Raw genomic sequence first — 26,425 nt, 5'->3', positions numbered from 1 at the left:
GCTCTATTTCATCAGTTGGCTGAGCTTCATGGCGACGGACATGTCGCCGGAAACCTTGATCTTGCCCATCGCGAACGCGGTCATCGGGTTCAGCTTGCCCGACAACAGCTTCACGAGGTTCGCCTCGGTCATGCGGATGGTGCAATCGGCGGGCTCGTCGGCGAGCCGCGCTTCGGTCCCGGACACCGTGATCGCGCCGTCATCGCCGCAATCGAACTTGATGGTGTCGGACAGGGGATTGTCGGGCAGGGATTTGTTCATCCTGTCGACGATGTCGGAAAGGGTCATGGCGGCGCTCCGGTTCGGGTCGCCGCCATTGGACCGTTTCGGGGGTCGGGCGCAAGCCTGACGTGGCCGCCCCTAGCCCTTGAGCCGCCGGTTGCGCGCCGCGAGCAGCTTGAGCCGCAGGGCGTTGAGCTGGATGAAGCCGGCCGCGTCCTTCTGGTCGTACGCGCCCGCGTCATCCTCGAAGGTCACGTGGGCCTCGGAGTAGAGCGAGTGGTCCGACCAGCGGCCGACGCAGAAGGCCGAGCCCTTGAAGAGTTGCAGGCGCACGGTGCCGGTCACGTTCTCCTGGCTCTTGTCGATCAACGCCTGGAGCATTTCGCGCTCCGGCGAGAACCAGAAGCCGTTGTAGATGATCTCGGCATAGCGCGGCATCAGGCTGTCCTTCAGGTGCCCGGCGCCGGGATCCAGCGTGATCTGTTCGATCCCGCGATGCGCTTCCAGAAGGATGGTGCCGCCCGGGGTTTCGTAGATCCCGCGCGATTTCATGCCCACAAAGCGGTTCTCGACGAAGTCGAGGCGGCCGATCCCGTGTTTCTTGCCCAGCGCGTTGAGCTCGGTCAGCATTTCGGCGGGCGAGACGGCTTTGCCGTTGATCGCGACCGCGTCACCCTTTTCGAAAGTGATTTCCACGTATTCCGGGGCGTCGGGCGCTTTCACCGGGTCGTCGGTGCGCTGGAACACGTAATCGGGCGCCATTTCCGCGGGGTCTTCCAGCACCTTGCCCTCGGACGAGGTGTGCAGAAGGTTCGCGTCGACCGAGAACGGCGCTTCGCCGCGCTTGTCCTTGGCGATCGGGATCTGGTTCTTCTCGGCGAAGTCGATGAGCTTCGTGCGCGAGGTCAGGTCCCATTCACGCCAGGGCGCGACCACCTTGATGTCGGGGTTGAGCGCGTAGCAGGCCAGTTCGAACCGCACCTGGTCGTTGCCCTTGCCGGTCGCGCCGTGGGCGACGGCGTCGGCCCCGGTGGCCTCGGCGATTTCCACGAGCCGCTTGGAGATCAGCGGCCGGGCGATCGAGGTGCCCAGGAGGTACTGCCCCTCGTAGACCGTGTTGGCGCGGAACATCGGGTTCACGTAGTCGCGCACGAATTCCTCGCGCAGGTCCTCGATGAAGATGTTCTCGGGCTTGATGCCCAGCATCAGCGCCTTTTCGCGCGCCGGCTCAAGCTCTTCCCCCTGGCCCAGGTCGGCGGTGAAGGTCACGACCTCGCACCCGTATTCGGTTTGAAGCCATTTCAGGATGATCGAGGTATCGAGGCCGCCGGAATAGGCGAGCACGACTTTCTTCGGCGCGGACATGGAGGGCTCCGTTTTTTCACTGTCCGGCGGGGTTTATCGGCAAGGCGCCATGCGGGCAAGGGTGATCGGCGGCGCGGTCAGGGCGGTTGGGCGGCAAATTCGGTGCGCGACGCGGTATAGGCGGCCCGGATCGGGGCCAGATCGGGGGTGCCGCCCTGCGCCGCGATCCGTTCGCCGTCACCGCAGAGCGTGGCGAACCGGGCGAAGCCCAGGTTGAGCGCCGCGGACTTCAACGAATGCAGATCCCCCTCCGCGCCCGGCGCCGCGGGGTCGAGCGCGGCGATCAACGTGTCGACCTCCTCCAGGAACATCGCGACGACCTCGTCAAAGTCGTCGTCCCCGATTTCCTCCTTGAGGTCCCGGACCCGGTTCCAGTCGATCATGGCGCCCTCCGTTTCGTGCAACATGGCGGCGAGAGGTTAACGCGGGGTTTCGGCGGGCCGGGGAAAAGGAAAAATTCGATCATTCACCGTGCGTTAAGACCAGCGCTCTATGTATTCGCCCGATGTCTTGCGTGACCAGATCGAGGGCCTGCCTTGCCGGCGACCGTGCTGAACCGACCCGCGCCGCGGCCCCCCGTGGCGGACGGCGTGATCCGCCGGGTGCTTGTCGTCGACGACAGCCGCGCCCAGCGCCGCATGCTCGTGGGGACCCTGACGCGGCTTGGTTTCGACGTGATCGAGGCCGCGACGGGCGAAGACGCGCTTGGCGTCCTGTCCGCCCACGACATCGACCTGGTCCTGTCGGACTGGATGATGCCGGGGATGACCGGGCTGGACCTGTGCCGCCGGTTCCGCGCGCTCCCGCGCGATCATTACGGCTATTTCATCCTTCTCACGTCGAAGAACGAAAAGGGTGCGGTGGCGGAAGGGCTGGACATCGGGGCAGACGATTTCCTGACCAAGCCGGTGAACCCGGACGAACTGCGCGCGCGCATCGCGGCGGGCGACCGCATCCTGCGGATGGAGCGGGAATTGACGGAGAAGAACCGGCTGGTCGTCGCCACGCTGGACGAAATGTCGGCGCTCTACGATGCATTGGACCGGGACCTGATCGAGGCGCGGCGGATGCAACAGGCGCTGGTGCGCGAAAGGTTCCGCGATTACGGCACCGCCTGCGTGGCGCTGGTGCTGAAGCCCAGCGGGCACGTGGGCGGCGACCTTGCCGGCAGCTTCGCCACGGGCGACGGACGCATCGCGATCTATGCCATCGACGTGTCGGGGCACGGTGTCGCCTCGGCGCTGCTGACCGCGCGGCTGGCGGGCTACCTCTCGGACGGTGCGCCCGCGCAGAATATCGCGCTGGAGGCGGTGGGGCCCGACCGTTACCGGGTGAAGCCGCCGCACGCGGTGGCCGGGGCGCTGAACCGGCTGATGGTGTCGGACCTGAAATCGGACCTCTACTTCACCATGACCCTCGCTTACGTCGACCAGGCGACGGGGCGGGTGGAAATGGCGCAATGCGGGCATCCCAACCCGGCGGTTCTGTCCCCCTCGGGTGCCGTGACGTTTCACGGCAAGGGCGGGCTGCCCATCGGGCTGATCTCGGACGCGGTGTATGAAACGGTCGTATTCACGCTGTCGCCAGGCGACCGGCTGTTGCTCTATTCCGACGGGGTGACGGAGTGCCGGGATGCGGCCGGGCGCGAGCTGGAAGAGGCGGGGTTTGCCCGGCTTCTGTCACGGAACGCGGGGCTTGGGGTCGAAACGCTGGCGGAGGCGATCGCCTGGGACCTCGACCGGCATGCCGGCGGGCAGGCGCCGCACAACGATATTTCCTGCGTGATCCTGGATTACCGGGGCCCGAACGCCAGGTAACGCTCCAGAAATGCGCGGTCGCCATGGTTGGCGAGGCTCGAGAGAGCGGCCTCCGCTTCCATCCACACCGCTTCATGGCCCGGCTCGGTCGGGTCGTGCAGCGGGCGCACCGGCTGGGCGACATAAATGTGGCAGATCTTCTCTGCCCAGAGGTCGTATTCCGGCATGTAGGCGAAGCGGCGGAAGGCCCCCACGCGGCGGGGCGCGGCGATCTTCCAGCCGGTTTCCTCGATCACCTCGCGGTGCAGCGCGGTGAGCGTGGATTCACCCGGGTCGATCCCCCCGCCGGGCAGCTGGAACTCCGGCGTCGGCGCCTCCTGGTGGGTCAACAACACGTGGCCGCCGCGCGGCAGGATCGCGTAGGCCCCGGGGCGCGGACGATAGCGTTGACCTTTCACGATGGTTTCACCATAGCGCCGCATCACTGGCTCCCGCCTCGGTTGCTCCCCATATGTCTTCGCGGTATGCCACGCCAAAGGAACAAGGAAAACCTCACATGAGCCTCGGGTCTCAAATCGCCTGGGACGATACGATCCTGCCCTTCCAGCTTGACCAGGCCGATGTCCGCGGACGCGTCGTCCGCCTGGACGGCGTTCTCGACAACGTGCTGGAACAACACAATTACCCGGACGCGATCGAAACGCTCGTGGCCGAGGCGACGCTGCTGACCGCGCTGATCGGCCAGACGATCAAGCTGCGCTGGAAGCTGTCGGTCCAGGTGCGCGGTGACGGTCCGGCGCGACTCATCGCGACCGATTACTACGCCCCCGCGAAGGAAGGCGAACCGGGCCGCATCCGCGCTTACGCGAGCTACGACGAGGAACGGCTGGACCCGAACGGCGAAGCGTTTCCGCAGATCGGCCGCGGCTATTTCGCGATCCTGATCGACCAGGGTCAGGGCATGAAGCCCTATTCCGGCATGACCCCGATCGCCGGCGCGTCGCTGTCCGATTGCGCGCAGACCTACTTCGCGCAGTCCGAGCAGCTGCCGACGCGCTTCATCCTGAGCTTCCAGAAGGCCACCGACATGTGGCGCGCGGGCGGCGTGATGCTACAGCACATGCCGAAAGCCTCGCCCTTCGCGCAAGGCGAGGGCGGCTCGGGCGAAGACGGGCTGCTGGCCGCCGAGGACATGCTCAACAGCGACGACGACCGCGAGAACTGGAGCCGCGCCAACATCCTGCTCGACACGGTGCAGCCGGACGAGATGATCGGGCCCGAGGTACAGCCGACCGAGATGCTCGCACGGCTGTTCCACGAGGAAGGCCCGCGGGTCTTCGATCCGCAGCCGGTGGAATTCGGCTGCACCTGTTCGGCGGAACGGGTGGTCGAAAGCCTGTCGATCTACTCGGCCAAGGACATCGCCCACATGACCACCGAGGAAGGCATCGTCACCGCCGATTGCCAGTTCTGCGGCGCGCATTACGAGTTCGACCCCAAGACGCTTGGCAAGGATGCCGACGGGAACGGCTGACATCTTCGCGGCGCTCGCGCGCGCCTGCGAGGTGGCGGGGGACGGATCGTCGGATTTCGACCTGAACCCCAAGGTGCGCCCGACCGGCCGGACCCTGCGCCCGGCCGGGGTGCTGGTGCCGTTCATGGAGACCGACCGGGGGGTCGAGCTGATCCTGACGCAACGCTCCTCGGCGCTGAAGCATCACCCGGGCCAGGTCGCCTTTCCGGGCGGCAAGGTCGATCCGGGCGACGTGGACGAGGTCGACGCGGCGCTGCGCGAGGCGCATGAAGAGATCGGACTGGCCCCGGGCAACGTCGAGGTGATCGGCACCCTGCCGACCCATGAGACCATCACCGCCTTCCGGGTTCAGCCCGTGCTGGCCCGCGTGCGCGAACCGTTCGCGTTCCGCCCGGAGCCCGGCGAGGTGGCCGAGGTGTTCACCGTGCCCTACGCTCACGTCACCGATCCCGCACGCTTCGTCACCGAGGGGCGGCATTTCCGCGGGCAGTACCGGGAATTCTACACCGTGCCCTGGGGGCCGTACTACATCTGGGGCGCCACCGCGCGGATGCTTCGGGTGCTGGCCGACCGGGTGTCGCGATGACGGATCGGATCACCGGCGACTGGATCCGCGATCCGGCGGCGCAGGCGGTCTGTTCCATGCTGACCGACGCGGGGTACGACGCGCATTTCGTGGGCGGCTGCGTGCGCAACGCGCTCATCGGTGCGCCGATCAGCGATCTCGACATCTCGACCAACGCACGGCCCGAAACAGTCACTGATCTTGCCCAAAACGCCGGATTCCACGCGGTGCCGACCGGGATCGAACACGGCACGGTGACGGTCGTCGTCGATGGCGCGCCGTTCGAGGTCACGACCTGGCGCCGGGATGTCGAGACCGACGGGCGCCGGGCCACGGTCGTCTATGCCGATACGATGGAAGAGGACGCGCGGCGGCGCGACTTCACCATGAACGCGCTCTACGCCGCCCCGGACGGCGAGATCGTCGACCCGCTGGGCGGCATGGAGGACCTGCGGGCGCGCTGCGTGCGCTTCATCGACGACGCGGAAGACCGCATCCGCGAAGATTACCTGCGCATCCTGCGTTTCTTCCGGTTCCACGCCTGGTACGGCGATCCCGAAGGCGGGCTCGACCAGGAGGCCCTGGCGGCGATTGCCGCGCTTTCGGCCGGATTGGAGACGCTTTCGCGCGAACGGATCGGGGCGGAGATGATCAAGCTCCTGTCCGCGCCCGACCCGGCCCCCGCCGTCGCCACGATGGAGCACACCGGCGTTCTGCACCACGTCATCCCCGGCCTGTCGCCCGCGGCGCTGCCGCGTCTCGTGCATCTCGAGGAAGAGCACGGCGTCGCGCCCGACGCGCTGCGCCGCCTCGCCGTGCTGGGCGGGGACGATCACAAGGATGCGTTGCGCCTGTCCAAGGCCGATGCGAAACGGCTGGCCGCCCTGCGCGCGGGGATCGGGTCGCTCGATGCACCGGCCGCGCTGGGCTACCGCCACGGGCCGGAGGTGGCCGAGGATATCGTGCTCCTGCGCGCGGCATTGACCGAGATGCCGCCGCGCGACGGGTACCGCGCCGACATCGAACGGGGGGCCTGCGCCACGTTTCCCGTGAAACCCGGCGACCTGATGCCGGACTACGAGGGCCCTGCGCTGGGCGATAAATTGAAGACGCTGGAGGCGGCGTGGATCGCGTCGGACTTCGCGGCGTCGCGTGAAACATTGTTGGGGATGGCATGACCAGGGTCACGATCGAACGGCTTGGCCACCAGGGCGACGGGATCGCCCCCGGTCCGCTTTTCGTGCCGCGCACGCTGCCGGGCGAAGAGGTCGAGGGCGAGGTCACGGGCGACCGGATCGAGGCGCCGCGCATCGTCACGCCGTCGCCGGACCGGGTGAAGGCCCCTTGCGCGCATTACCGCGCCTGCGGCGGCTGCTCCCTGCAGCATGCAAGCGATACGTTCGTGGCCGGGTGGAAGACGTCCGTGGTCGAACAGGCGCTCACCGCACAGGGTCTGACGACCGACATCCGGGGCATCGCAACTTCGCCCCCGGGCGCGCGGCGGCGCGCGACCATCGCGGTCCGGCGCACGAAGAAGGGCGTTCTGACCGGGTTCCACGCCCCGAAATCGGATGTCATCACGCCGATCCCCGGCTGCCTGCTTCTCACGCCCGCGCTCATGGCGGGGCTGCCCCTGTGCGAGGCGCTGGCGCGGGTCGGCGCATCGCGCAAGGCGGAGCTCAAGGTGACGCTGACGGACTCCGCCGCCGGGCTCGACGTGTCCGTGCAGGGGGGCCACAAGCTCGACCTCGCGCTCGAGACCGCGCTGGCGCAGATCGTGGGTGAACACCCGGTGGCGCGGCTCGCGTGGAACGGCGAAGTGGTCGCGTTGGCCCAGCCGCCGGTGCAGCGTTTCGGCACGATCGACGTCTGCCCGCCGCCGGGCGGGTTCCTGCAGGCCACGAAGGAAGGCGAGCAGGCCCTGACCGCCGCCGTGCGCGAAGCCGTGGGGGAGGCCGGCCGGGTCATCGACCTGTTCGCCGGCTGTGGCACGTTTTCACTGCCATTGGCCGAACACGCCGCCGTCCACGCGGTCGAGGGCGATGCGGCGCTCATGGACGCGTTGGACGCGGGCTGGCGGCACGGTCACGGGCTTCATGCCGTGACGACCGAGACGCGTGACCTGTTTCGCCGGCCGCTTCTGCCCGACGAACTCAAGGCGGATGCCGTGGTCATCGACCCCCCGCGCGCGGGCGCCGAGGCGCAGGTGGCCGAGATCGCCGCAAGCGACGTTCCGCGCATCGCGGCCGTGTCGTGCAATCCGGTCTCATTCGCCCGCGATGCCAAGGTATTGACGGAGGTGGGATTCACGCTTGACTGGCTTGTCGTCGTGGACCAGTTCCGCTGGTCCCCGCATGTCGAACTGGCAGCGTGTTTCACCCGCTGATTTTCTTCCCCGGTTCGGAGAAATCGGGTAGATTGGCGACCGGGCAGTTTTTTGGGACACGCACAATGATGCAAAGACGCACGATGCTGGCTTCGATGGCGGCCTTCGCAGGCCTGGCCGCCTGTTCGAAGTTTCGCACCTATACCGGTCCGGAAGTGACCGAGGTGTTCATCTTCAAGGAAAACCGCAAGATGTACCTGATGCATCATGCGCAGGCGCTGGCCGAGTACGACATCGACCTGGGCTTTTCCCCCTATGGCCACAAGCAGCAGCAGGGCGACGGGCGCACGCCCGAGGGCACCTACCGGGTGAACCGGCGCAATCCCGACAGCGCCTATCACCTGTCGGTGGGGATCGATTACCCGAACGAGACGGATCGAAAGATCGCCAAGGAATGCGGCGTCGATCCGGGCGGGGACATCTTCATCCACGGCGGGCCGACCGAGCGCGCGGACCGCGACAAGCCGGACTGGACCGCCGGGTGCGTGGCGATCACGAACCGCGAGGTCGAGGATGTCTACGCGATGGTGCGCGACGGCACGCCGGTGCACATCATCCCGGCCAGCACGCCGCCGATCGCGAACCCGCGCCCCGGCACGCCGCCGCCGCTGGACGAAATCGCGCCCGAAGTGCTTATCGCGCATGGGCGCGAGCCGGTTCTGCCGGTCGACCCGCGGCTCGTGGTGCCGGGAGCGGACGAGGTCATGGTCACGTCGAACCGCGACATCTGATCGAAGGCTTTAGATGACGAAGGGCGCCGCGTGGCGCCCTTTTTCATGTCTTGCGCGTCAGCTGCCCATTACCAGCGTCCACCAGATCTTGCCGTTGGCTTCCTGGTGGAAGGCGAAGCCCATGTTGCGCGCACGGCTGTCGAGGATCACGTTTCGCGTGTCCTCCTGCTGCATCCAGGCCGCGAGGGTTTCGAGCTCGGTCTCGAAGGTCTCCGAAATCGTCTCGCCCAGCATCTGGCCCGGGTAGCCGGTGCGGCGGACCCGGTCGATGGGCGACGAGCCGTCGGAACCGAAGTGCCACGGGCGGTTCTGCACCGACATGTCGCGCGCGTGGGTCGCCGCAGCGGCGTTGAGCTGCGCGTTCAGCCGGACGGGCGAAGCGCCCGCCGCACGGCGCAGTTCGTTGACGGAGTCCAGCATGCGGTACTGGATCTGGTCGGCCTGGCGTTCACCGATCGAGTAGACGGCCGGCATCGGCTTGCCGTCCGGGCCAAGGCGCATCGGAGCGGGTTGCGTGCAGGCCGTGAGGGTGGCCAGGAGGACGGTGAAAAGAAGCGCGACGCGGGTCATGTCAGGTTCGGTCCGGGGTCGGTGTCGGGGCGTGGAACGCTTAGCGGCAATCGCGGTGACAATCAATTTGGCCGCGCCAAAATTCGGCGTGAACGGGGGGCCGGGAATTGCGAGCGGCGGGAAGCCGCCGTATAGAAGGGCCAAGGCTTCGAGAACCGGGGAACGGACCTGCGATGACACGGTCACGCGAGACATGGATCGGGCGCCGCCGCTTTCTGTCGACCGCGGCCTCGGCCGTGGGCGCGCTGGCGACCGCCCCCGTCCTGGCCCAGACCGGCAATTCCACGGAGATCGAGCAGGACCTGTCGCAGGTGGTGCGCCGCAACATCTCGAGCTTCCGTGCACTGGACTGGCGCCCCTACTTCGACACCCTCGACAACGGCGCGATCCTCGTCGACATCACGTCGCGTGCGCTGCATTTCTGGGACGAAAACGGGGCCTACAAGCTCTACCCCACGTCGGTGCCGATGACCGAGGATCTGACGCGCCGCGGCCGGACCGAAATTGTTCGAAAAGTGGAAGGACCGGACTGGCGCCCCACCCCGAGCATGCTGGAGCGCAATCCGGAGTGGCCCAGACACATCCCGCCGGGTCCGGACAATCCGCTTGGCACCCACGCGCTGTATTTGAGCTGGCAATACTACCGAATCCACGGCACGCACGACACGCGCAAGATCGGACGCCGCAGCTCGAACGGCTGCATCGGCCTCTACAACGAGAATATCGCTGAGCTTTTTGCCCTTACAAAACTGGGTACCCAGGTGTTGCTTATCTGACACCAAGGGGCGGTTTCGCCTGAAAGATGTTGCATTTTTTGGGGGATACTGTTTTCTGCAAACTACGAGGTACAGAACTACCCTTGTCCCGGCGCTCGAGTGTCGGGAGGACAATTGGAGATTGAAATGAAAAAAGTCATGCTTGTTGCGGCCGTCGCCGCTCTCGCCGCCACCGCCGCCCAGGCCGGCACCATCGTCGAGCCGGTCGTCGAGCCGGAAATCATCGTTGAGCAGTCGTCGTCCTCTTCGGCTGCCGGCATCATCGTGCCGCTGATCTTCCTGGCCCTCGTCGGCATCGGCATCTTCTGCGCGACGACCACCACCGTCTGCTAATTGCGGATGGCCCGGGCACACCGCCCGGACAGGAATTTGGAAAACCCCGTCCCCGTGGCGGGGTTTTCTGCTTTCAGGGGCCAGCGTTGAAACAAGCGCAAAAAGAAAAGCCCGGCCGCAAGGGACCGGGCTTTCTTTCGAGGTACGAAGGTCGGCTCAGATCGATTCGTCGATCCAGCTTTGCAGCGCCGCTTTCGGGGCGGCACCCACCTTGTTGGAGATCGGCTGACCGTCCTTGAACATGAACAGCGCCGGAATGCCGCGCACGCCCAACTGGGCCGGCGAATTCGGGTTCTCGTCCACGTTCACCTTGGCGATCTTGATCTTTTCGCCGTACTCGGTGGCGAGCTCTTCAAGAGCCGGACCGATCATCTTGCACGGACCGCACCACTCGGCCCAGAAGTCCACGACGACCGGGACATCGGATTTCAGGACTTCGTCTTCGAAGGTGGCGTCGGTGACAGCGACGGTGGTCATGGGGTTGCTCCTTGCATGAATGCGTTGGAGCGAAACTAGGTATCGGTCCCGATGGCGTCAAGGCGACGAAATGTGCGCAGGGCCACATCGGGCGGCAGTTCCATGAGGCTTGCGGTCCTTGTCCACAGGACCGCGGAGAGGATGGAGCGGCCCGGATAGAGCGGCGCGAGCGCGGCTTCATAGGCCCCCAATTGCAGCAGAATCCCCTCGGGAATCGCCTCTGCGCTGTCCGGCACGACCTGGTTCGATTTGAAATCCACGGCCAGCACACGTTCGGGCGTGACGATCAGCCGGTCGATGATCCCATGAATGCGCCGCCCGTCGGGACGCCCGGACGGGGCCGAGATCTCGACCTCGGCCAGCGCGTCGGGGGTGAAGAGATGGGCGAGATCCGGGGCGGTCAGCACGCCCGCGGCCTCGGCCAGCAGATCGGGGATCTCCCCCGCCCCCGCCGCGTCTTCCCCGAAAGCCAGGAGCGCGGCGGCGTGGTGGGGCCATTCGTGCTGCGGGTAGTCCGGCAGGAACTCCAGAAGCCGGTGGATCTGCCGGCCCCGCCGTTTCGCGGCCTCGCCATCGACCGGCTCCTCGCCGCCCGCGACCACCTTGGCCCCGCCCAGGTCGGAGGGCGAAAGCGGCCCCTCGGGCGCGATGCGTTCCGGGGCGGGCAACACGGCCCAGTCCGGCAGCTCCGGCGGCGTCTCGGACCGGCCCTCGACCGCGTGGGGCGCGGCGTCGGGCCAGTCGCCCACCTGGTAGCGCAGCCCGCCCGGCCCCGCCGGGAAACCGCGCGGAACTGCGCCCAGGCTGGACAGCCCCGCGCGCACCAGCCCGTGCCACGATGCGTCAGCCGTCTTGCCCACGTCGCCGGCCGCCGCGACCACCAGCCAGCTCTCCGCCCGTGTCATCGCGACGTAGAGCAGCCGCATCCGCTCTTCGCGCTCACGTTCCTTCGCGGCCTCGTTGAGGGCGGCAAGCTGGCTGGGCGTGTCCTCGGACCGGGGCTTCCAGAACAGGCGCGCGTCGGTCGACACCAGCGATCCGCGCCCGCGCAGGTCGCGCTTGGCGGTGTCGGGCATGAAGACCACCGGCGCCTCGAGCCCCTTGGCCCCGTGCACGGTCATCACGCGGATTTCCTGCGTGTCCGAATCCATCTGTCGCTTGATCTCGACATCCTCGGTGTCGAGCCAGGTCAGGAAGCCCGTCAGGCTGGGCACCTCGACCCGCTCATACGCCAACGCCTGCGCCAGCATCGCGTCGATCCCGTCTTCGGCTTCGGACCCGAGACGCCCGATCAACAGGCGCCGGCCGTCATGGCGGGCGAGCACGCGGTCGATCAGGTCGTAGGGGCGCAGGAAATCTGCCTGGGCGCGCAGGTCTTCGAGCACCGCGAGCGCGCGGTGGTGCCCGCTCGCCCGGAGCGCGTGCCAGAGGAACCCGTCGCGCCCGTGGGCCAGCCGGAAGAGCGCGTCCTCGCTCAACCCGAACAGGGGCGAGCGCAGGACGGCGGCGAGCGACAGGTCGTCTTCGGGCGTGGCGAGGAACGACAGGAGCGCGGTGATGTCCTTCACCGCCATCTCCCCCCCGATCCTCAGCCGGTCCGCCCCCGCGATCGGCAGGCCGCGCGTCTTGCAGGCCCGGATGATGTGGTGGAACAGGTCCGAACGCCGCTGCACGAGCACCAGGATGTCGCCTGGCGTCACGGGCCGGAAACCGCCGTTCTTCGGGTCCGGGATCTGCTCCTGCTCGACCATCCGGGCGATTTCGCCCGCGACCGCGTCGGCCAGGATCACGACATGGTCGGTGGGCGTGCGCATGTCGACCGGGTCGTGCCAGGGCCGCGGGTCTTCCTCGTCCACCTTTTCGACCACGGGCCAGAGGTCCACGCGCCCCGGGCGTCCACCGTGGAACGCGTGGTGATCGAGCGGTTCGTCGCCCAGCCCGTCGGCCTGCGCGAGCGTCGCGTCGACCGCGTCGAGCACCGCCGGGGAGGACCGGAACGAGTAGAGCAGCGGCAGGCGTTGCAACGGGCGCTGGACCTGTCCGAGCCGGTCGCTGAACGCTTCCCGCATGTCGGTGAAGGCGACGGGATCGGCGCCCTGGAAGGAATAGATCGACTGCTTCGGGTCGCCGACCACGAAGATCGACCAATCCTTGCCCGCATGCGCCCCCTCGCCCGACATGAATTCGCGTGCGAGGCTGTCGATCACGCGCCACTGGCCGGGGCTGGTATCCTGCGCCTCGTCCACGAGGATGTGGTCGATCCCGCCGTCGAGACGGAAGAGTACCCATTGCGCGACCTCCGAGCTTTCCAGGAGCCGCGCGGTGAGCAGGATCAGGTCGTCGAAGTCGAGCCAGCCGCGTTCCGCCTTGCGCGCGGTGTAGATGCGCACGAAAGGATGCGCGAAGGCATGAAGGGCGAGCGTGCGTTCGGCAGTCAGAAGGGACACCCGCTGTTCGCGTCCGCCCTCGATCCGCGCCATCAGACCGTCGAGCGCATTCATCAGGTGACGCGCCGCGCCTTCACGGGTCCCCTTGTTCGGAAAAGACCCTATCTTGGCCGAAAACGGCTGTTTCGCGCTGGGCCCGGTGAGGAAGATGGACTCCAGGACCTGCAGGTCGTCGAAGCCGATCCGGTCAGTGTCCAGTTCCCCCAGCTTCTTTGCCGCCTTCGCCTCGGTGGCGCCGCCAGCGGCGAGGATCGGGTGCAGGTCAGCGAGCAGCGCGCCGTCGCAGGGCGCGAGGGTGTCGGCCACGCAGCGGGCGCGGTCGATTTCGGGGGCAAGGTCGAGCCAGCCCCAGACGTCGTCGCGGCTCACCGCCGTTTCGAAATGCGCCCGGTTGCGCGCGATCTCCTGCGTCAGGTCGCCCAGCTCGGTCCCGGTGTAATGATGCGCCAGCCCTTCCACCAACGGCCGGTGCGCGCCGGAGGCCATGTCTTCCACGATCTCGGCTTGAAGCAGCTCGGTGGTCCGGTCGTCCATTTCCTGGAAATCGGGCGATACCCCGGCCTCCATCGGGAACCGGCGCAGGATCGTGGCGCAGAAGGCGTGGATCGTCTGGATCTTGAGCCCACCGGGGGTTTCGATCGCGCGTGCGAAGAGCCTCCGGGCCTGCCGCAGGTCCGCATCGGCCCCCGCCCCCAGTGCGACAAGTTGCTCGCGCAGCGCGGCATCGCCCAGCATGGCCCATTCGCCCAGCCGCTTGAACAGCCGGTTCTGCATCTCGCTCGCCGCCGCCTTGGTGTAGGTGAGACAGAGAATGTTCTGCGGCGGGGCGCCGTTCAGCAAAAGCCGCGCGACGCGGTCGGTCAGCACCTTGGTCTTGCCCGATCCGGCATTGGCCGACAGCCAGGTGTTGCCGGCAGGATCGGCGGCGGCGACCTGTGCGCGGGTGGCGTCATCCATGCTCATTCGCCCACCTCTTCCGGGCTTGCCGGGTCGCTCTGGTCCCATTCGCCATACCGCGCGAGATGGTCGAAATCGCCGTCGAACTTGGCGTCGGACCGGAAGACCACACGGCGTGACGGGTAGCCCCGATCGCGGTCGGCGAAATCGGAGATAATCGTCTCTAACTCGGCCCGAATACGGGCCAGCAGCTCGGGGTCGACGTGGACGACGCTTTCCTCCGGGCTGGCGCCGAGACCGATGTAGGACACGCGGTCGACCTCCAACCGACCAAGATCCTCGAACCCCCCGGCCCGCGCGACGAGCGCTTCGAGCAGGAGCTGCTTGTCATAGGCAAGCTGCTGCTTGTCGGTCGGCGGTTTGCCGGTCTTGTAGTCGTAGATCGCGACGTAGCCGTTCGACAGGATGTCGATGCGGTCGGCCGTCCCCTTCAGCGCGAAGGCGGGCGTGCCGAAATGCGCCTTGCCGCGAATTTCCGTCCGTGTGCCGATCACGTCCGCCTGCCGCCGCTCTTCCCCGTCGAGGAACCAGTCGGCCACGCGCGCGAGCTTTTCCAGCCAGAGCACGCGGGTCGCGGGCCAAGGTGCGTAGTCCTCGAACACCTCGGCCGCGATGGAAAGAAGCCGTTGGCGTGCGTCGTCGCGGGGTTCGTGCCCGGGGCGCTCGCGCACGAATCTGTCGAGCACCTTGTGGATCGCCGTGCCCCGCAGCGGCGCGTCGGGGGACTGGTGCAGCGGGTCGAGCGGGCGCAGGCCCAGGATCTTGCCCGCGTAGATCGCGAAGGGATCGCGGATCAGCGTGCGGATCTGGGTGAAGGACAGCTCTTGCGGGCGGGCGGCCAGCGGCGGTTTCGGTGCCGGGCGTGGCGCCGGGTCGGCCAGGTGGTCGGGCTGCGGCCGATCCATGTCGCGCGCATGGTCGATCCAGCGCGCGCCGCGGGTGCGCATGGCTTCCAGCGCGTCCGCCCCTTCCTCGGACATGCCCGCGAGCAGGTTGGTAAGCCGGTTGATCCAGCGCGAGGGCACCGTCTCGGCCTCGTCATCCCGGGTGGCACGGGTCAGCACCACCTCGGTCGCGCCGATCCCCTGCTGAAAGTCGTGCGCGGAGAGCCCGATGCGGCGTTCGGGCAGCAATAGACCCGCTTTCAGGCGCATCTCGCGGTTCATCCAGGGGTCCGGCTTCGGGCGTTCCGGCCAGGTGCCCTCGTTCAACCCCGCGAGGATGACAAGGTCGGCGCCGCCCACCCGCGCCTCGAGCGTGCCCCAGATCCGGATGCCCGGATACGGCGCGTCCGGGTTGCGCACGGTGCCGGTGTTCAGGACCGCCGAGAAGAGGTCGCGGAACTCGGATGCGTTCATGTCACCGCCGTGCTCGGCCTCGCGTTCCAGCTCGGACAGGATGCGCCGCGCTTCGCGCCCCGCTTCCCGGTCCCAGAGTCCGCCGGACCCGTCAGCCAGCGCCCCGGCGGCAATGCGTTCCGTGATCGCGATCAGCGATGCGACATGATCGGCCAAGGGCCGGGTGTCGCTGGCGGCGAGGTCGGTGATGAGTTCCCCGATCCAGCGGGCCCAGTCCTGTTTCTGCGTGTCGTCCTTGGCCCAGGCGACCAGATCGGCGCCATTGGGGAACGGCATCCCGCCGCGCAGGGCCGTCAGTTCCAGGTCGCGCGCCATGCGCAGGTGGTCGTTGCGCCCCGCTCCGCTGTGGGTCAGCGGGTGCTTGAGCAGGGTGAGCAGGTCCACGCCGGTCAGGGCCTTGCCGCTCATCTCGGCCACGTGGCGCAGGAGCCGCCCGGGTGCGGTCAGCGGCAGGGGCCGCCCCGCACTGTCGTCGGGAATGATCCCCCAGCGGTCGAGCGCCGCTGTCACCTGCCGGGTGAGCGTCCGGTCCGGCGTGATCAGCGCCGCGTCACGCCCCCGTTCGGCGGCATCGCGCAGGATCATGGCGATCGAGGCGGCTTCCTCGCGCGGGGACCGCGCTTCGATCAGGGTGAGATCGCGGGTCGCGCCAGCCACGTCGGCGAAGGCCGGCCCCTCCTCCTGCCACTGGTCGGTGACCGGCGCGGGCCGCAGCGCGAGCGAGAGGAGCGCGTTGCGCCGGGGCGCGGGTGTCTCCACGTCGTGCCAGCGGGCCACCTCGCCCGGCGCGCAGCCCAGCCGCGTGAGCAGGCGGTGGAACCGGAATTGCGGGTGATCCTCGGCCGTGAGCGCGTCGTCGAGCCTGTCCCAGGTCTCGGGGCGCATGTGTTCGTCATAGCCCGGCAGGATCACCGCGCCCTGCGGCAGACGCGCGATCGTCTCCATCAGCATTGCGGTGGCGCCGCGCGACCCGGTGGACCCCGCGATGATCACGGGGTCTTTCGGCGGGGCCTTGGTCCAGAGGTCGGATATCCTTTCGATCACCCGGCGCTGGCGGGCCTCCAGATCTGGCGGTTCGTCACTGTTTCGGCCGAAAAAGCGTTCCACGAGCGTCACGAAGGCCATGCTGCGCGCCCAGTAGGCCGAGTGATGCGAAACGTCGATATTGCGCAGCGCTTCCGGCGCGACGCCCTCCCCCTGCATTTCATCCATGAGGTCGGCCAGGCTGTCGGCCAGCGGGTAGATCGCGTGGCGCGGGGCAAGGTCGGGCTGGCTGTCGAGCAGTTGGGCGACCAGCGCGGCCAGCTCCAGCCGCCGGCGCAGGGGCGAAACCGCCGGGGGCAGGTCCGCCATCGCCGCGTCATGGCCCAGGTCCGTGACCAGCCGGATGCGCGGCAACAGCGCGGCGGGGCCTTCGTCGAAAAGCTGCGACAGGCGGCGCTTCATGCGCATGGTGTTCACGAAGAGCGTGACGCGGGCCATCGCCTCGGGCGGTTGGTCCGCCAGGCGGGCGCGCAGCCCCTCGACCACGGCGCGGGGGAAGTCGACGCCGGGGGCCTGGGCGAAGACGCGGGGGGTCGTGGCGGGATCAAACATCGCCGGCATCATTCAGCAGGGCTTCGGCCTCTGCAATCCCTCCCGGGTGGCCCACGTCGCACCACCCGCCGGTGTGGACGATCCCGGCGACACGCCCCTTCGCGATCAGCCGGTCCCACACGACGTTGAGCGAAAAGGCGTCCTCCTCCACCGCGTCGACCACGTCGCCGCGAATGATCTGCGCGCCGGAGTAGACGAAGCCAGGACCCCGCGAAACAAGACCCTGTTCCAGCCGAAAATCGCCCGATCCGGTGTGTCCCGTGGCGCGTGCGGGATCGAGGAGCAGAAGCAGCGCGTCCATCCGGTCGGGCGCCCAGGCGGCGCGCAGCTGGTCCAGGGGGTTGGCCCCGGTCCAGACCGCGTCGGAGTTCAGCGTGAAGACCGGCCCCTCCCCCAGAAGCGGCAGCGCGTGGCGCAGGCCACCGCCGGTGTCGAGGATGCGGTCGGTTTCATGTGACAGCGCGACACCCCGCGGCTCGAGGTGGCGGATCAGCGGCGCGGGCTTGTAGTGCAGGTTCACCACGATGCGCGACACCTGGGCCGCGTTCGCCACGTCGAGCGCATGGTCGATGAGCGGCCGGCCGGCGACCTCCACCATCGGCTTGGGCCGCGTCGCGGTCAGCGCCCCCATGCGGGTGCCGAATCCGGCGGCGAAAATCATCAGGGCGTCGGGATCGTCGCGCATTTCGCTTTCAACAGGGCCAGGAGGTCGGGGGTCGGTGGCGGCAGCACGGCCTGAACGGTATCCATCAGGGCACCGAGGTCCGGGTGGGACAGATCCGCGGCCAGGTTGCCCCAGACCCGGGGGATCAGGTCGATATAGCCCGGCTTGCCGTAGTGAAGCGACAGGCGGGCGAAGACGCCGAGGATGCGCAGGTTGCGCTGGGCGGAGACGGTGGCGCAGGCGTGCGAGAATTCGTCGGCCGGCAGCCCGGCCCGCGCCCGGTAATGCGCGATCATCGCCTCGCGCGTCGCCGGGTCCACGTCGCGCCGCGCGTCGCGGGCGAGCGACATGAGGTCGTAGGCGGGATGACCAAGCCCCGCATCCTGGAAGTCGAGCAGCCCGACATTGGCCGGCGCGGTCCGGTCCGGAAGCCAGAGCAGGTTCTCCGCGTGATAGTCCCGCAGCACGAGGACCGGGGACCATTGGTCGAGGGCGGAGAAGGCGTTGCGAAGCGTGCCGGTCAGGTCGGCGCGCGCGGCGTCCGACCGGATGCCGGTGGCGCCGAATGCGTACCAATCCACCGCGAGCCCCGCGATGTCGGACATGGTGTCGGCCCCGTAATCCGGCGCGTCGATCGCGGGGGCTTGGTGAAGGGCCAGGAGCACGTCCGTGGCCGCGAGGTATAGGGCGCGCTCATCGGTCGGATGTGTCTCTAACACACGGGAAAACAGGGTATCGCCCAAGTCCTCGAGCAGGAGGAAGCCGTTCTCGGCGTCCTGCGCGAAGATCATCGGGGCGGACAGGCCCGCGTCGCGCAGATGTGCCGCGATGCGCAGGAAGGGGCGCACGTCCTCGCCCCGCTCCGGGGGCGCGTCCATCAGCACCGCGCGGTCGCCGTTGTTCTCCAACCTTTCATACCGACGGTTCGAGGCGTCGCCGGCCAGCAGACCGCGCCGGGCGTCGGCCCAGCCGGCGTCCGCCAGGAAGGCCCGGATCTTGTCCTCGCGTTCAGCCATCGGCAGCCTCCGACAACGCGCCGGACAGGTGATCGGGCAGCGCGTCGATCGCCAGGTGGCGCAGGTCCGGGTCGTCGTCATCGGCGCGGAAGGTCATGCGGATCGCGCGCCCGGGGGTGAGTTCGCCCAGCCGGTCGGGCCACTCGACAAGGCAGATCGCGGTGTCGAAGGCGTCGATGAGCCCGAGTTCTTCCACCTCGTCTGGATGCGTGAGGCGGTAGAGGTCGGCGTGCCAGATCTCGCACCCGCCCGCGTCGTAGGTCTGCACCAGCGTGAAGGTCGGCGAAGGCACGTCTTCGACGGGAGCGCCCGCTTCTGCAAGCCGCGCCTGGATGAAGGCGCGCGCGAAGGCGGTCTTGCCCGCGCCAATGGGCCCGGACAGCAGGAACACGTCACCCGGCCGGGCGCTGCGGGCCACGGCGGCCGCGCGGCGGGCGGTGTCTTCGGGGGATGTCAGCCGGAGCCGGAGGGGATGCGCGTCGCTCATGGTCCCCGTTGTATCGGCCAAGGCGCGACCGGCAAGGGGTTTCAGCCCTGCGCATCGGCCACGAGTCGCGCAGGGTCGGCCAGGGTCAGCACGGGCGGGTCTTCAGCCGCCTCGCCGGGGGTCGGCCGAAACTCGACCAGTGTCGCGCCCTGCGGCAGCGGAACGGTGCGGCAGGTGAGCGCGCGGCCATCCATCAGCGTGACCCGTGTGCTCTGCGGCTCGCGCGGGGTGGCGTGGTCCAGCGCGGCGCGGATGTCATCCCAGGCGGCGCTGGGCTGGGTCGCCGCGCGCCAGGTGTCGAGCGCGTCGCGCACGCTCGCCCCGGCATCGCCGCGCCAGAGGTCGTCGTAAGGCCGGTTCGACAGGGTCAGCACCCCGGCCGCCGAGAACACCGCCATCGCGCCCGGGAGCGTATCCAGCGTGGCCTGTGCCGTCTCGATCTCGGCCCGGTGGCGGCGGGCGAGCCCGATTTCGTCCGAGATATCCTCGAACAGGAAGGCCACCGCCCCATCGGGATGCGGCTGGCCGGTGACGCGGTAGGTCTGCCCGCCCTCGAGCGTCCAGTGCTCGGCGTAGGTGCCGTTGCGGGCGGCGGTCACGAGGTCGGAGACCTGCTGGCGCCAGGATTTGTAATCCTTGGGCTCCGGCATCATCCGCCGTTCGCGCAGGTGGTCGAGGAAGCTGGACAGGGTCGGCCGGGCGACCAGCACCTCGGCCGGGAGCGTGGTCAATTCCATCAGCGCCGGGTTGAACGTGGTCAGCTCGCGCGCGCGGTTGAACACGGCAAGCCCGATGGGGAGCGAGGCGAAAGTCTTGGTCAGCGTGTTCACGAACTCCTCGAGCGTCGCCTCGGCCGCGACGAGCGCGTCGGCGGGTTGCGCGACGCAGAGCCGCCCGTCCCCGCAGGGCCGCGTTTCGATGTCGAACCAGCGGCGCGTGGCATCCCCCGCCGGGGTCACCGCCATGCGCAGGCTCGGGCTGTCCGCGCCGGGGGCGATGTCGAACAGCCGGACCGGGGGCCAGCCATCGGCCATCTCGGGGTCGCCGGCGGTGCTCACGAGGTCCAGATAGGCTCTATTGCACCACGAAATTGAGCCATCGCCGGTTTCCTGCCACATCGGGAACGGGGTGTCGTCGGTGGCGGAGCGCAGAATTTCGAGCTCCTGCGTCAGGGCCGCGTGGGCGAAATGGTCCTGCGGGCCGGCGTCCGACCCGGCCGCCGACAGGGTGAACCGCGCAAGCCCGTCCTGCCAGCGAGCCGACAGGGTGCTGGCGCCGTCGTGGGAGCGCCGCTCCATCTTCCCCAGCTGCGCGAGGTCGGCGACCCAGCCGTCGATCCCGGGAAAGCGCGGGTCCAGGAGCGTGGAGAGGCGGGACCAATCGTCACCGTCCGGCGGGGCGGCGGCGAACAATTCGCGTGCCGCGCCGGTGGCGTCGACCAGCTTGCGGTCGTCGAACAGGAACGTGACGGCCCCTTCTTCGGCCTGCGCCGCGTCGCGCAGGCGGGGCCGGTCGCGCGATTGGAGCAGCGCGAGCGCCAGCAGCACCACGACCGCGATCAGGACGGCCGCGGCCAACGGCGCGAACGTGAGAAGCGTGGGCATCATGCGAACCCCCGGTGTTTTTCACAGCCTAGGGTTGAGCTGGTTAATGAAGGCTTAATGCCGGCGGGCGGCCCGCGTCAGCTTCCGAAATTCACGTTCTCGCCCAGTGTCGGCAGCCGGTCGCTTGCCTCGATCCCGTTGTTGCCGCGTGGCCATGTCACCTCGACGATCGCACCGGATTGCTCGCCCGGATGCGCGACGCCCGTGTAGGGGTCCTGCCCGTTGGCGAAGGTGAGCTCGGCCCCCGTGCGCTCCAGCAGTGTCTTCGCGATGAACAGGCCCAGCCCCATACCTTCGTATTCCGGGCGGCGCCGGTCCGGGTTGGTCCGCCGCCGGCGGATGAAGGGATCGCCGATGCGCCCCAGAAGGTGCGGCGGATACCCCGCCCCGTCGTCGATGATGCGCACCGACAGGGTCTGGTCGTCCCAGGTCGGCTCGACCCAGACCGTGGTCGCCGCGAAATCCACCGCGTTCTGCACGAGGTTGCGGATGCCGTGGACGATCTCGGGCTGGCGCAGGATCATCGGTTGGTCGGCGTCGTCCGGTTCGATGACGATGGTCTTGCCCCGGTCCTGGTGGGGTTCGGCGGCTTCCTCGAGCACGGCGACAAGGGGTGCCTGTCGCAGGTGCAGGTCGTCTTTGCCCGAGCGCCCCATGGATTGCAGGATGTCGCGGCAGCGGTCCGCCTGGTCGCGGATCAACTCGGCATCGTCGCGCAGTTCGGACCCGGCGGGCAGGTCCGAGACCATCTCGGAGGAGACCAGCTTGATCGTGGCGAGCGGCGTGCCGAGCTCGTGCGCGGCGGCGGCCACCACGCCACCGAGGTCGGTGAGCTTCTGCTCACGGGCGAGCGCCATCTGCGTGGCGAGCAGCGCCTGGCTCATCGACTGCGTTTCAGTCGAGACCTGGCGCGTGTAGCCGGCGATGAATGCGATGGCGATCACGATCGCCACCCAGGAGCCGAAGACGAACACCTCCGGGAGGCGCAGCACCTCGCCCGAAGACAGCGTAAGCGGCACGTGCAGGTCGGCGGCGAAGCTCGTGAGCGCCAGCGCGGCGGCCCCGACCAGAAGCGTGGCCCGGAGCGAGAGCGCGGTGGCGGCCACCGTCACCGGCGCGGCGATGAGCACGGCGAAGGGGTTGTTGAGCCCGCCGGTGATGAGGATCAGCACCCCGAGCTGCACCGTGTCGAAGAGCAGCATCGCCACCGCTTCGCGTTCATTGAGCCGCTTGGTTTCGGGGTAGACGAAGTGGAACACGATGTTGGCGATGATCGACAGCCCGATCACGGCGGCTGCGTAGCCCAGTTCGATCTGGATGCCGAAGACCCGGTCGGCCACGCCGATGGCGCCGATCTGTCCGGCCACGGCGATCCAGCGCAGGATGTTGAGGGTGCGCAGCCGGATCCAGCTGCGCCCCGGATTGGCCTCGAACAGATCGGCGCTGGTGTCTGGCATGTCGTCCCGCGTTTGTGAGGTAATGCGTCAAAGTCTCCCCTTGTTAGTGCTGGCCGCATGGCCGATCAATGCGGCCGAATCGCCGAGGAGACCGCCATGACACGCATCATCGCAGGCATTTCGCTTGTTGCCATCGTCGCCCTGATCGGTGCGACTTGGTGGGTGACACGTCCCGAGGAGGACGTTTTCGCGGATTGCCGCAGCAGCACGGTGGGCACCGGCACGGCCTCGATCGGCGGGCCCTTCACGCTGGTGCGCGATGACGGCGTGACGGTGACGGAGGAAGAGGTCTTCACCAAGCCGACGCTGCTTTACTTCGGCTATACCTTCTGCCCGGACATCTGTCCGATGGACAACGCACGAAACGCCGAGGCGCTCGATCTCGTGCAGGAGCGCGGCTACGACGCGCAGATGGCAATGGTCTCGATCGACCCCGAGCGCGACACGCCCGAGGTGATGGCGGATTTCGCGGATTACATGCACGAGGACATGATCGGGCTCACCGGCACGCCGGAGCAGATCAAGGTGGCAAGCCAGGCCTACAAGACGTTCTACCGCAAACAGGACAGTGGCGACGACGAATATTACCTCGTCGATCACTCCACATTCACCTACCTGGTGCTGCCCGAAACCGGCTTCGTGGACTTCTTCAAGCGCGACGACAGCCCGGAAAAGATCGCCGACGCGATGGCTTGTTTCATCGACGCGGCGTCCTGAGCCGTATCGTAAGACGTGTTTGACATGTATCATTTGCGCCGAGCGGTGCATGATGCATAAAGCTTTTGGAATGTGACAAGGCGGAGGACACGTGATGTCCGAAAATGCGGCTCTGGACCTGGGTGAAGACCGGTCGATCCTTCTGGTGGACGATGACGAACCGTTCCTGAAGCGCCTCGCGCGGGCGATGGAAAAGCGTGGGTTCGACGTGGAAACCGCCGACAGCGTGGCCGGGGGCAAGGCGATCGCGACCGGGCGTCCGCCCGCCTACGCGGTGGTCGACCTGCGGCTTGGTGACGGCAACGGGCTCGACGTGGTCGAAGTCCTGCGTGAACGGCGCCCGGATGCACGGATCGTGGTGCTGACCGGCTATGGCGCGATCGCCACGGCGGTGGCGGCGGTGAAGATCGGGGCGACCGATTACCTGTCGAAGCCCGCAGACGCGGACGACGTGGTCAAGGCGCTCCTGGCGAAGGGTGACGACCTCCCCTCCCCGCCGGACAACCCGATGAGCGCGGACCGCGTGCGGTGGGAGCATATCCAGCGGGTCTACGAACTCTGCGACCGCAACGTCTCAGAGACGGCGCGACGGCTGAACATGCATCGCCGGACGTTGCAGCGCATCCTGGCCAAACGCTCCCCGAAATGAGGGCGGCCGTCGCGGCCCTGTTCCTCTCCGCCTGCGCGGCCGGCGCGCCGGAGGCGGTGCGCCAGGGCGTGACCTTCGTGCCGGACGCGCGGGGGCTTGGCGTGGCCGGGCACAGCCAGCGGATCGACTTCGGGCGCAGCCCTGAGGGCGTGATCGCCGCCCTCGACCGCGAACGCGGCGCGGGCCGGGTGCTGGCGGCATCGGGCTGTCCTGCGGGTGTGCAGCGCCAGGTCGCCTGGGACGACCTTGTCCTCACGTTCACCGAAGAGCGCTTCGTCGGCTGGCGGCGGGGTGACGCGGCCGCCGGTCAGGTCTGCGTCTGAGCCATGCTGCGCAACCAGGCGCGGAACGCCCGGGCGCCGGGTGTCAGCACGCCGGGGCGCGTGACGATGTAATAGCCCAGCCCTTCCGGATCGCCTTCGTGGAGAGTCACCAGCTGGCCTGAGGCCAAGTCCGGTTCGACCAACGTGCGCGACTGGATCGACAGGCCGAGGCCCGATCGGACGGCGGAGAGCACCATGCCGTTGTTCGCCATGTCCATCGCCCCGACCTTGTCGAAGTCCACGCCGATGGCCCGCCCCCAGACCCGCTGTTCGTTCGCGGCAGAGGAGAAATACCAGTCATAGGCACCGAGACTGCCCAAATCGTCCAGCGACTTCACCTTGGTGTAGCCGGGCGCGGCCACGACCACGAAGCGGCTCACCGACAGCGGTTCCACCTCGTAGCCGGGCCATTCGCCGGTGCCGAAGCGAATGGCGAGGTCGATGCCGTCGCGGCGCAGGTCGGACAGGAGGATCGAGGGCAGAAGCCGGATTTCCACGTCCGGGTGCCGGTCCCAGAACTGACGCATCCGGGGCATGAGCCAAACTTCGGCGAAAGTGGGCGTGAGCGACACGGTGATGGGACGCAGGGCGTTGCGGTCGAGGATCGAGGCCACGCCTTCCGCGATCCGGTCGAACCCCTCCCCCAGCGCTTCGGCCAGCTCGTAGCCGGTTTCGGTCAACCGCATCGCCTGCCCGTCGCGGGTGGCGAGCGTCTCGGCGAAATGCGCCTCGAGCGCGCGCAGGTGCTGGGCGATGGCCGCGTGGGTGACGTTGAGGTCGCGTGCGGCGGCCGACAGCGAGCCGTGCCGGGCCAGCGCGTCGAAGGCGCGCAGCGCCGACAGCGAGGGGATGCGGGACCAGTCCATGAGCGGATGTTAGCACGCCTTACAGCCTGAAAACCATCGCGAGTCGAAAATCCGCGCGCCGGGGGCCATGTTGAGGGCATCGACACGCACACCAGGAGAGACGCCATGAAGACCGCATTGAACGAGGTTTTCCGCGACACAACGGAAGAGAACGCCCGCGCAGAGGCCGAACTGGCCCGCATGCACCCGGACCGCCGCGCCTACACGGCCGCCCGCAGCGAAGCGGAGCGGGCGATGCGCAACGAGTTCGCGCGCCGGATCTTCCTGTAAGAACGGGTTCGTCCACTCGAACCCTCGGGCCGTCGGATCGTTCCCTGCGTCCGGCGGCCCTTTTTCGTCAGAGCTGGGCCAGAAGCGCCTCGTGACGTGCGACGAAATCGCGCCGCACCTCGACCGGGGGCCGCGGGCGGATGACCAAATCCGAAATCAGCCCCTCGTCCGGATGGCCGAAGAACCGGTCCGCTTCGGCCAGCGTGAAGCCCGCGATCTGCGTCGCCTCCAGCCAGGCCGAAATCCGGTCGGCGCGCTTGATCGCCTTCTTGACCGTCGCGGGCACCTTCGACGGCAGGCCGAAGCGGATGTGGATCGCGGCCATGAGCCGGTCGTCGAGATCGCCGTAGCCCGGGCCGACGGCCGCCTTCACCGGCGAGATCATGTCGCCGATCACGTATTCCGGGGCATCGTGCAGGAGCGCGGCGAGCTGCCACTTCGGCGGTGCCCCGGGGGTGGTGCGGTGGTAGAGTTCCTCCACCAGCAGCGAATGTTCGGCCACGGAATAAGGGAAATCCCCCCAGGTCTGCCCGTTCCAGCGCGCCACGAAGGCGAGCCCGTGGGCGATGTCCTCGATCTCGATATCAACGGGGGTCGGGTCCAGGAGGTCGAGCCGGCGGCCCGACAGCATCCGCTGCCATGCACGGGGTTTCTTCTCAGCCATCGCTCTGCCGTTCGTTCGCGTCGCTGCCCTTATGCAAGCTCGTCCGCGCGCCGCCAAGGGCCAGATGTCGCGCGCCCCCCGGACCGGTCCGTGCGCATCCCTGCACCCCCGTCAATCTGCGCAGCGTTGCGCTTGCGCATGGGGGGTGCTAGCAACCCGCGAACGCTGACCAGACAGAGGCCGTGCCGTGACCCAGGATTATATCGTCAAAGACATTTCGCTCGCCGCATTCGGGCGCAAGGAGCTGGATATCGCCGAGACCGAGATGCCGGGCCTGATGGCCCTGCGGGAGGAATACGGTGACAGCAAGCCGCTCAAGGGCGCGCGGATCGCGGGGTCGCTTCACATGACGATCCAGACCGCCGTACTGATCGAAACGCTCGTCGCGCTGGGTGCCGACGTGCGCTGGGCGTCGTGCAACATCTTCTCGACCCAGGACCACGCCGCGGCGGCCATCGCCGAGNTCCAGTTCGAGGAAGGCGGCTGCAACATGATCCTCGACGACGGCGGGGACGCGACCATGTACATCCTCATGGGCGCACGCGTGGAGGCCGGCGAGACCGACCTGATCGAGACGCCGACCTCGGAGGAAGAGGAATACCTCTTCAAGCAGATCAAGAAGCGTCTGCAGGAA

28 protein-coding genes are annotated in these 26,425 nt (G+C 68.1%); 13 read left to right on the top strand and 15 right to left on the bottom strand.

Annotated elements, in window-relative coordinates:
* Nucleotides 1-3: 3 nt before the first annotated feature.
* The 3 genes from GQE99_RS03510 to GQE99_RS03500 form a co-directional block, all read right to left on the bottom strand.
* Nucleotides 4-288: an SCP2 sterol-binding domain-containing protein gene (locus GQE99_RS03510; RefSeq protein ID WP_161350195.1), complete on the bottom strand. Its 285-nt coding sequence runs from the start codon at nucleotides 286-288 to the stop codon at nucleotides 4-6.
* 72 nt (nucleotides 289-360) lie between these two features.
* The gene (locus GQE99_RS03505; RefSeq protein ID WP_161350194.1) at nucleotides 361-1,587 is read right to left on the bottom strand and encodes an argininosuccinate synthase; all 1,227 of its coding nucleotides are present in this window, start codon (nucleotides 1,585-1,587) and stop codon (nucleotides 361-363) included.
* A gap of 77 nt (nucleotides 1,588-1,664) precedes the next feature.
* Nucleotides 1,665-1,970, bottom strand: coding sequence for an Hpt domain-containing protein (locus GQE99_RS03500; protein ID WP_161350193.1), 306 nt, complete (start codon nucleotides 1,968-1,970; stop codon nucleotides 1,665-1,667).
* Nucleotides 1,971-2,135: 165 nt separating this feature from the next.
* Here GQE99_RS03500 and GQE99_RS03495 point away from each other — a divergent pair, with 165 nt between their 5' ends.
* A complete protein-coding gene (locus GQE99_RS03495) occupies nucleotides 2,136-3,404 on the top strand; it encodes a PP2C family protein-serine/threonine phosphatase (protein WP_328794039.1) in 1,269 nt (422 codons plus the stop codon).
* Here the strand turns inward: GQE99_RS03495 and GQE99_RS03490 are convergent.
* Complete coding sequence (locus tag GQE99_RS03490; protein ID WP_161350191.1) at nucleotides 3,380-3,829, bottom strand: NUDIX hydrolase; 450 nt, start codon at nucleotides 3,827-3,829, stop codon at nucleotides 3,380-3,382. The genes GQE99_RS03495 and GQE99_RS03490 overlap by 25 nt on opposite strands.
* Before the next feature lie 71 nt (nucleotides 3,830-3,900).
* Between GQE99_RS03490 and hslO the strand changes: the two genes are divergently transcribed.
* The 5 genes from hslO (at nucleotide 3,901) to GQE99_RS03465 (ending at nucleotide 8,560) form a co-directional block, all read left to right on the top strand.
* A complete protein-coding gene (gene hslO, locus GQE99_RS03485) occupies nucleotides 3,901-4,878 on the top strand; it encodes an Hsp33 family molecular chaperone HslO (protein WP_161350190.1) in 978 nt (325 codons plus the stop codon).
* Complete coding sequence (locus tag GQE99_RS03480; RefSeq protein WP_161350189.1) at nucleotides 4,859-5,464, top strand: CoA pyrophosphatase; 606 nt, start codon at nucleotides 4,859-4,861, stop codon at nucleotides 5,462-5,464. The genes hslO and GQE99_RS03480 overlap by 20 nt, the downstream gene beginning before the upstream one ends.
* Entirely contained in the window at nucleotides 5,461-6,621 is a 1,161-nt protein-coding gene (locus GQE99_RS03475) for a CCA tRNA nucleotidyltransferase (protein WP_161350188.1), read from the top strand. The genes GQE99_RS03480 and GQE99_RS03475 overlap by 4 nt, the downstream gene beginning before the upstream one ends.
* A complete protein-coding gene (locus GQE99_RS03470) occupies nucleotides 6,618-7,829 on the top strand; it encodes a class I SAM-dependent RNA methyltransferase (RefSeq protein WP_161350187.1) in 1,212 nt (403 codons plus the stop codon). Before GQE99_RS03475 ends, GQE99_RS03470 begins: the two co-directional genes overlap by 4 nt.
* A 68-nt stretch (nucleotides 7,830-7,897) precedes the next feature.
* Nucleotides 7,898-8,560: a L,D-transpeptidase family protein gene (locus tag GQE99_RS03465; protein ID WP_161350186.1), complete on the top strand. Its 663-nt coding sequence runs from the start codon at nucleotides 7,898-7,900 to the stop codon at nucleotides 8,558-8,560.
* Nucleotides 8,561-8,617: 57 nt separating this feature from the next.
* Here GQE99_RS03465 and dalA read toward each other — a convergent pair whose 3' ends face one another.
* Entirely contained in the window at nucleotides 8,618-9,130 is a 513-nt protein-coding gene (gene dalA, locus GQE99_RS03460) for a divisome-associated lipoprotein DalA (RefSeq protein ID WP_161350185.1), read from the bottom strand.
* Between the two features lie 173 nt (nucleotides 9,131-9,303).
* On the opposite strand from dalA, the gene GQE99_RS03455 reads away from it, so the two are divergent.
* Together GQE99_RS03455 and GQE99_RS03450 are read left to right on the top strand one after the other, a co-directional pair.
* Nucleotides 9,304-9,906 (top strand): L,D-transpeptidase, encoded by a 603-nt coding sequence (locus GQE99_RS03455; protein ID WP_161350184.1) that lies wholly within the window; start codon nucleotides 9,304-9,306, stop codon nucleotides 9,904-9,906.
* A 126-nt stretch (nucleotides 9,907-10,032) separates the two neighbouring features.
* Entirely contained in the window at nucleotides 10,033-10,239 is a 207-nt protein-coding gene (locus GQE99_RS03450; protein ID WP_161350183.1) for a hypothetical protein, read from the top strand.
* A gap of 156 nt (nucleotides 10,240-10,395) precedes the next feature.
* Here the strand turns inward: GQE99_RS03450 and trxA are convergent, their stop codons facing one another.
* The 8 genes from trxA to regB form a co-directional block, all read right to left on the bottom strand.
* Nucleotides 10,396-10,716, bottom strand: a complete 321-nt coding sequence (gene trxA / locus GQE99_RS03445; protein WP_161350182.1) for a thioredoxin — start codon at nucleotides 10,714-10,716, stop codon at nucleotides 10,396-10,398.
* A gap of 35 nt (nucleotides 10,717-10,751) precedes the next feature.
* Nucleotides 10,752-14,126, bottom strand: a complete 3,375-nt coding sequence (gene addA, locus GQE99_RS03440; RefSeq protein ID WP_161350181.1) for a double-strand break repair helicase AddA — start codon at nucleotides 14,124-14,126, stop codon at nucleotides 10,752-10,754.
* Nucleotides 14,123-17,074, bottom strand: coding sequence for a double-strand break repair protein AddB (gene addB, locus GQE99_RS03435; RefSeq protein ID WP_202530564.1), 2,952 nt, complete (start codon nucleotides 17,072-17,074; stop codon nucleotides 14,123-14,125). The genes addA and addB overlap by 4 nt, the downstream gene beginning before the upstream one ends.
* A complete protein-coding gene (locus GQE99_RS03430) occupies nucleotides 17,067-17,759 on the bottom strand; it encodes a nucleotidyltransferase family protein (RefSeq protein ID WP_161350179.1) in 693 nt (230 codons plus the stop codon). Before GQE99_RS03430 ends, addB begins: the two co-directional genes overlap by 8 nt.
* Complete coding sequence (locus GQE99_RS03425) at nucleotides 17,735-18,754, bottom strand: aminoglycoside phosphotransferase family protein (protein WP_161350178.1); 1,020 nt, start codon at nucleotides 18,752-18,754, stop codon at nucleotides 17,735-17,737. The genes GQE99_RS03430 and GQE99_RS03425 overlap by 25 nt, the downstream gene beginning before the upstream one ends.
* On the bottom strand, nucleotides 18,747-19,241 hold the full coding sequence (gene tsaE / locus GQE99_RS03420; protein ID WP_161350177.1) for a tRNA (adenosine(37)-N6)-threonylcarbamoyltransferase complex ATPase subunit type 1 TsaE: 495 nt from the start codon (nucleotides 19,239-19,241) through the stop codon (nucleotides 18,747-18,749). Before tsaE ends, GQE99_RS03425 begins: the two co-directional genes overlap by 8 nt.
* 41 nt (nucleotides 19,242-19,282) lie before the next feature.
* Entirely contained in the window at nucleotides 19,283-20,848 is a 1,566-nt protein-coding gene (locus tag GQE99_RS03415; protein WP_161350176.1) for a PAS-domain containing protein, read from the bottom strand.
* A 74-nt stretch (nucleotides 20,849-20,922) separates the two neighbouring features.
* The gene (gene regB / locus GQE99_RS03410; protein WP_161350175.1) at nucleotides 20,923-22,302 is read right to left on the bottom strand and encodes a sensor histidine kinase RegB; all 1,380 of its coding nucleotides are present in this window, start codon (nucleotides 22,300-22,302) and stop codon (nucleotides 20,923-20,925) included.
* Between the two features lie 96 nt (nucleotides 22,303-22,398).
* Between regB and GQE99_RS03405 the strand changes: the two genes are divergently transcribed.
* From GQE99_RS03405 to GQE99_RS03395, 3 genes are all read left to right on the top strand, one after another.
* Nucleotides 22,399-23,019 (top strand): SCO family protein, encoded by a 621-nt coding sequence (locus GQE99_RS03405; RefSeq protein WP_161350174.1) that lies wholly within the window; start codon nucleotides 22,399-22,401, stop codon nucleotides 23,017-23,019.
* 94 nt (nucleotides 23,020-23,113) lie between these two features.
* Entirely contained in the window at nucleotides 23,114-23,668 is a 555-nt protein-coding gene (locus GQE99_RS03400; RefSeq protein ID WP_161350173.1) for an ActR/PrrA/RegA family redox response regulator transcription factor, read from the top strand.
* Nucleotides 23,665-23,991, top strand: a complete 327-nt coding sequence (locus GQE99_RS03395) for a hypothetical protein (protein WP_161350172.1) — start codon at nucleotides 23,665-23,667, stop codon at nucleotides 23,989-23,991. The genes GQE99_RS03400 and GQE99_RS03395 overlap by 4 nt, the downstream gene beginning before the upstream one ends.
* Here the strand turns inward: GQE99_RS03395 and GQE99_RS03390 are convergent.
* Entirely contained in the window at nucleotides 23,976-24,857 is an 882-nt protein-coding gene (locus GQE99_RS03390; protein ID WP_161350171.1) for a LysR family transcriptional regulator, read from the bottom strand. The genes GQE99_RS03395 and GQE99_RS03390 overlap by 16 nt on opposite strands.
* A gap of 105 nt (nucleotides 24,858-24,962) precedes the next feature.
* Here GQE99_RS03390 and GQE99_RS03385 point away from each other — a divergent pair, with 105 nt between their 5' ends.
* The gene (locus GQE99_RS03385; RefSeq protein WP_161350170.1) at nucleotides 24,963-25,127 is read left to right on the top strand and encodes a hypothetical protein; all 165 of its coding nucleotides are present in this window, start codon (nucleotides 24,963-24,965) and stop codon (nucleotides 25,125-25,127) included.
* Nucleotides 25,128-25,194: 67 nt separating this feature from the next.
* On the opposite strand, the gene GQE99_RS03380 is transcribed toward GQE99_RS03385, so the two are convergent.
* Entirely contained in the window at nucleotides 25,195-25,791 is a 597-nt protein-coding gene (locus tag GQE99_RS03380; RefSeq protein ID WP_161350169.1) for an HD domain-containing protein, read from the bottom strand.
* Between the two features lie 187 nt (nucleotides 25,792-25,978).
* On the opposite strand from GQE99_RS03380, the gene GQE99_RS21475 reads away from it, so the two are divergent.
* A partial coding sequence (locus GQE99_RS21475) for an adenosylhomocysteinase (protein WP_328794038.1) occupies nucleotides 25,979-26,425 on the top strand: 447 nt, incomplete at its 3' end.

Source organism: Maritimibacter harenae (genome assembly GCF_009882975.1).
GTDB classification, from domain to species: domain Bacteria; phylum Pseudomonadota; class Alphaproteobacteria; order Rhodobacterales; family Rhodobacteraceae; genus Maritimibacter; species Maritimibacter harenae.
The sequence above is the reverse complement of the archived record's forward strand: the minus strand, read 5'-3'. Positions and strand labels throughout refer to the sequence as shown.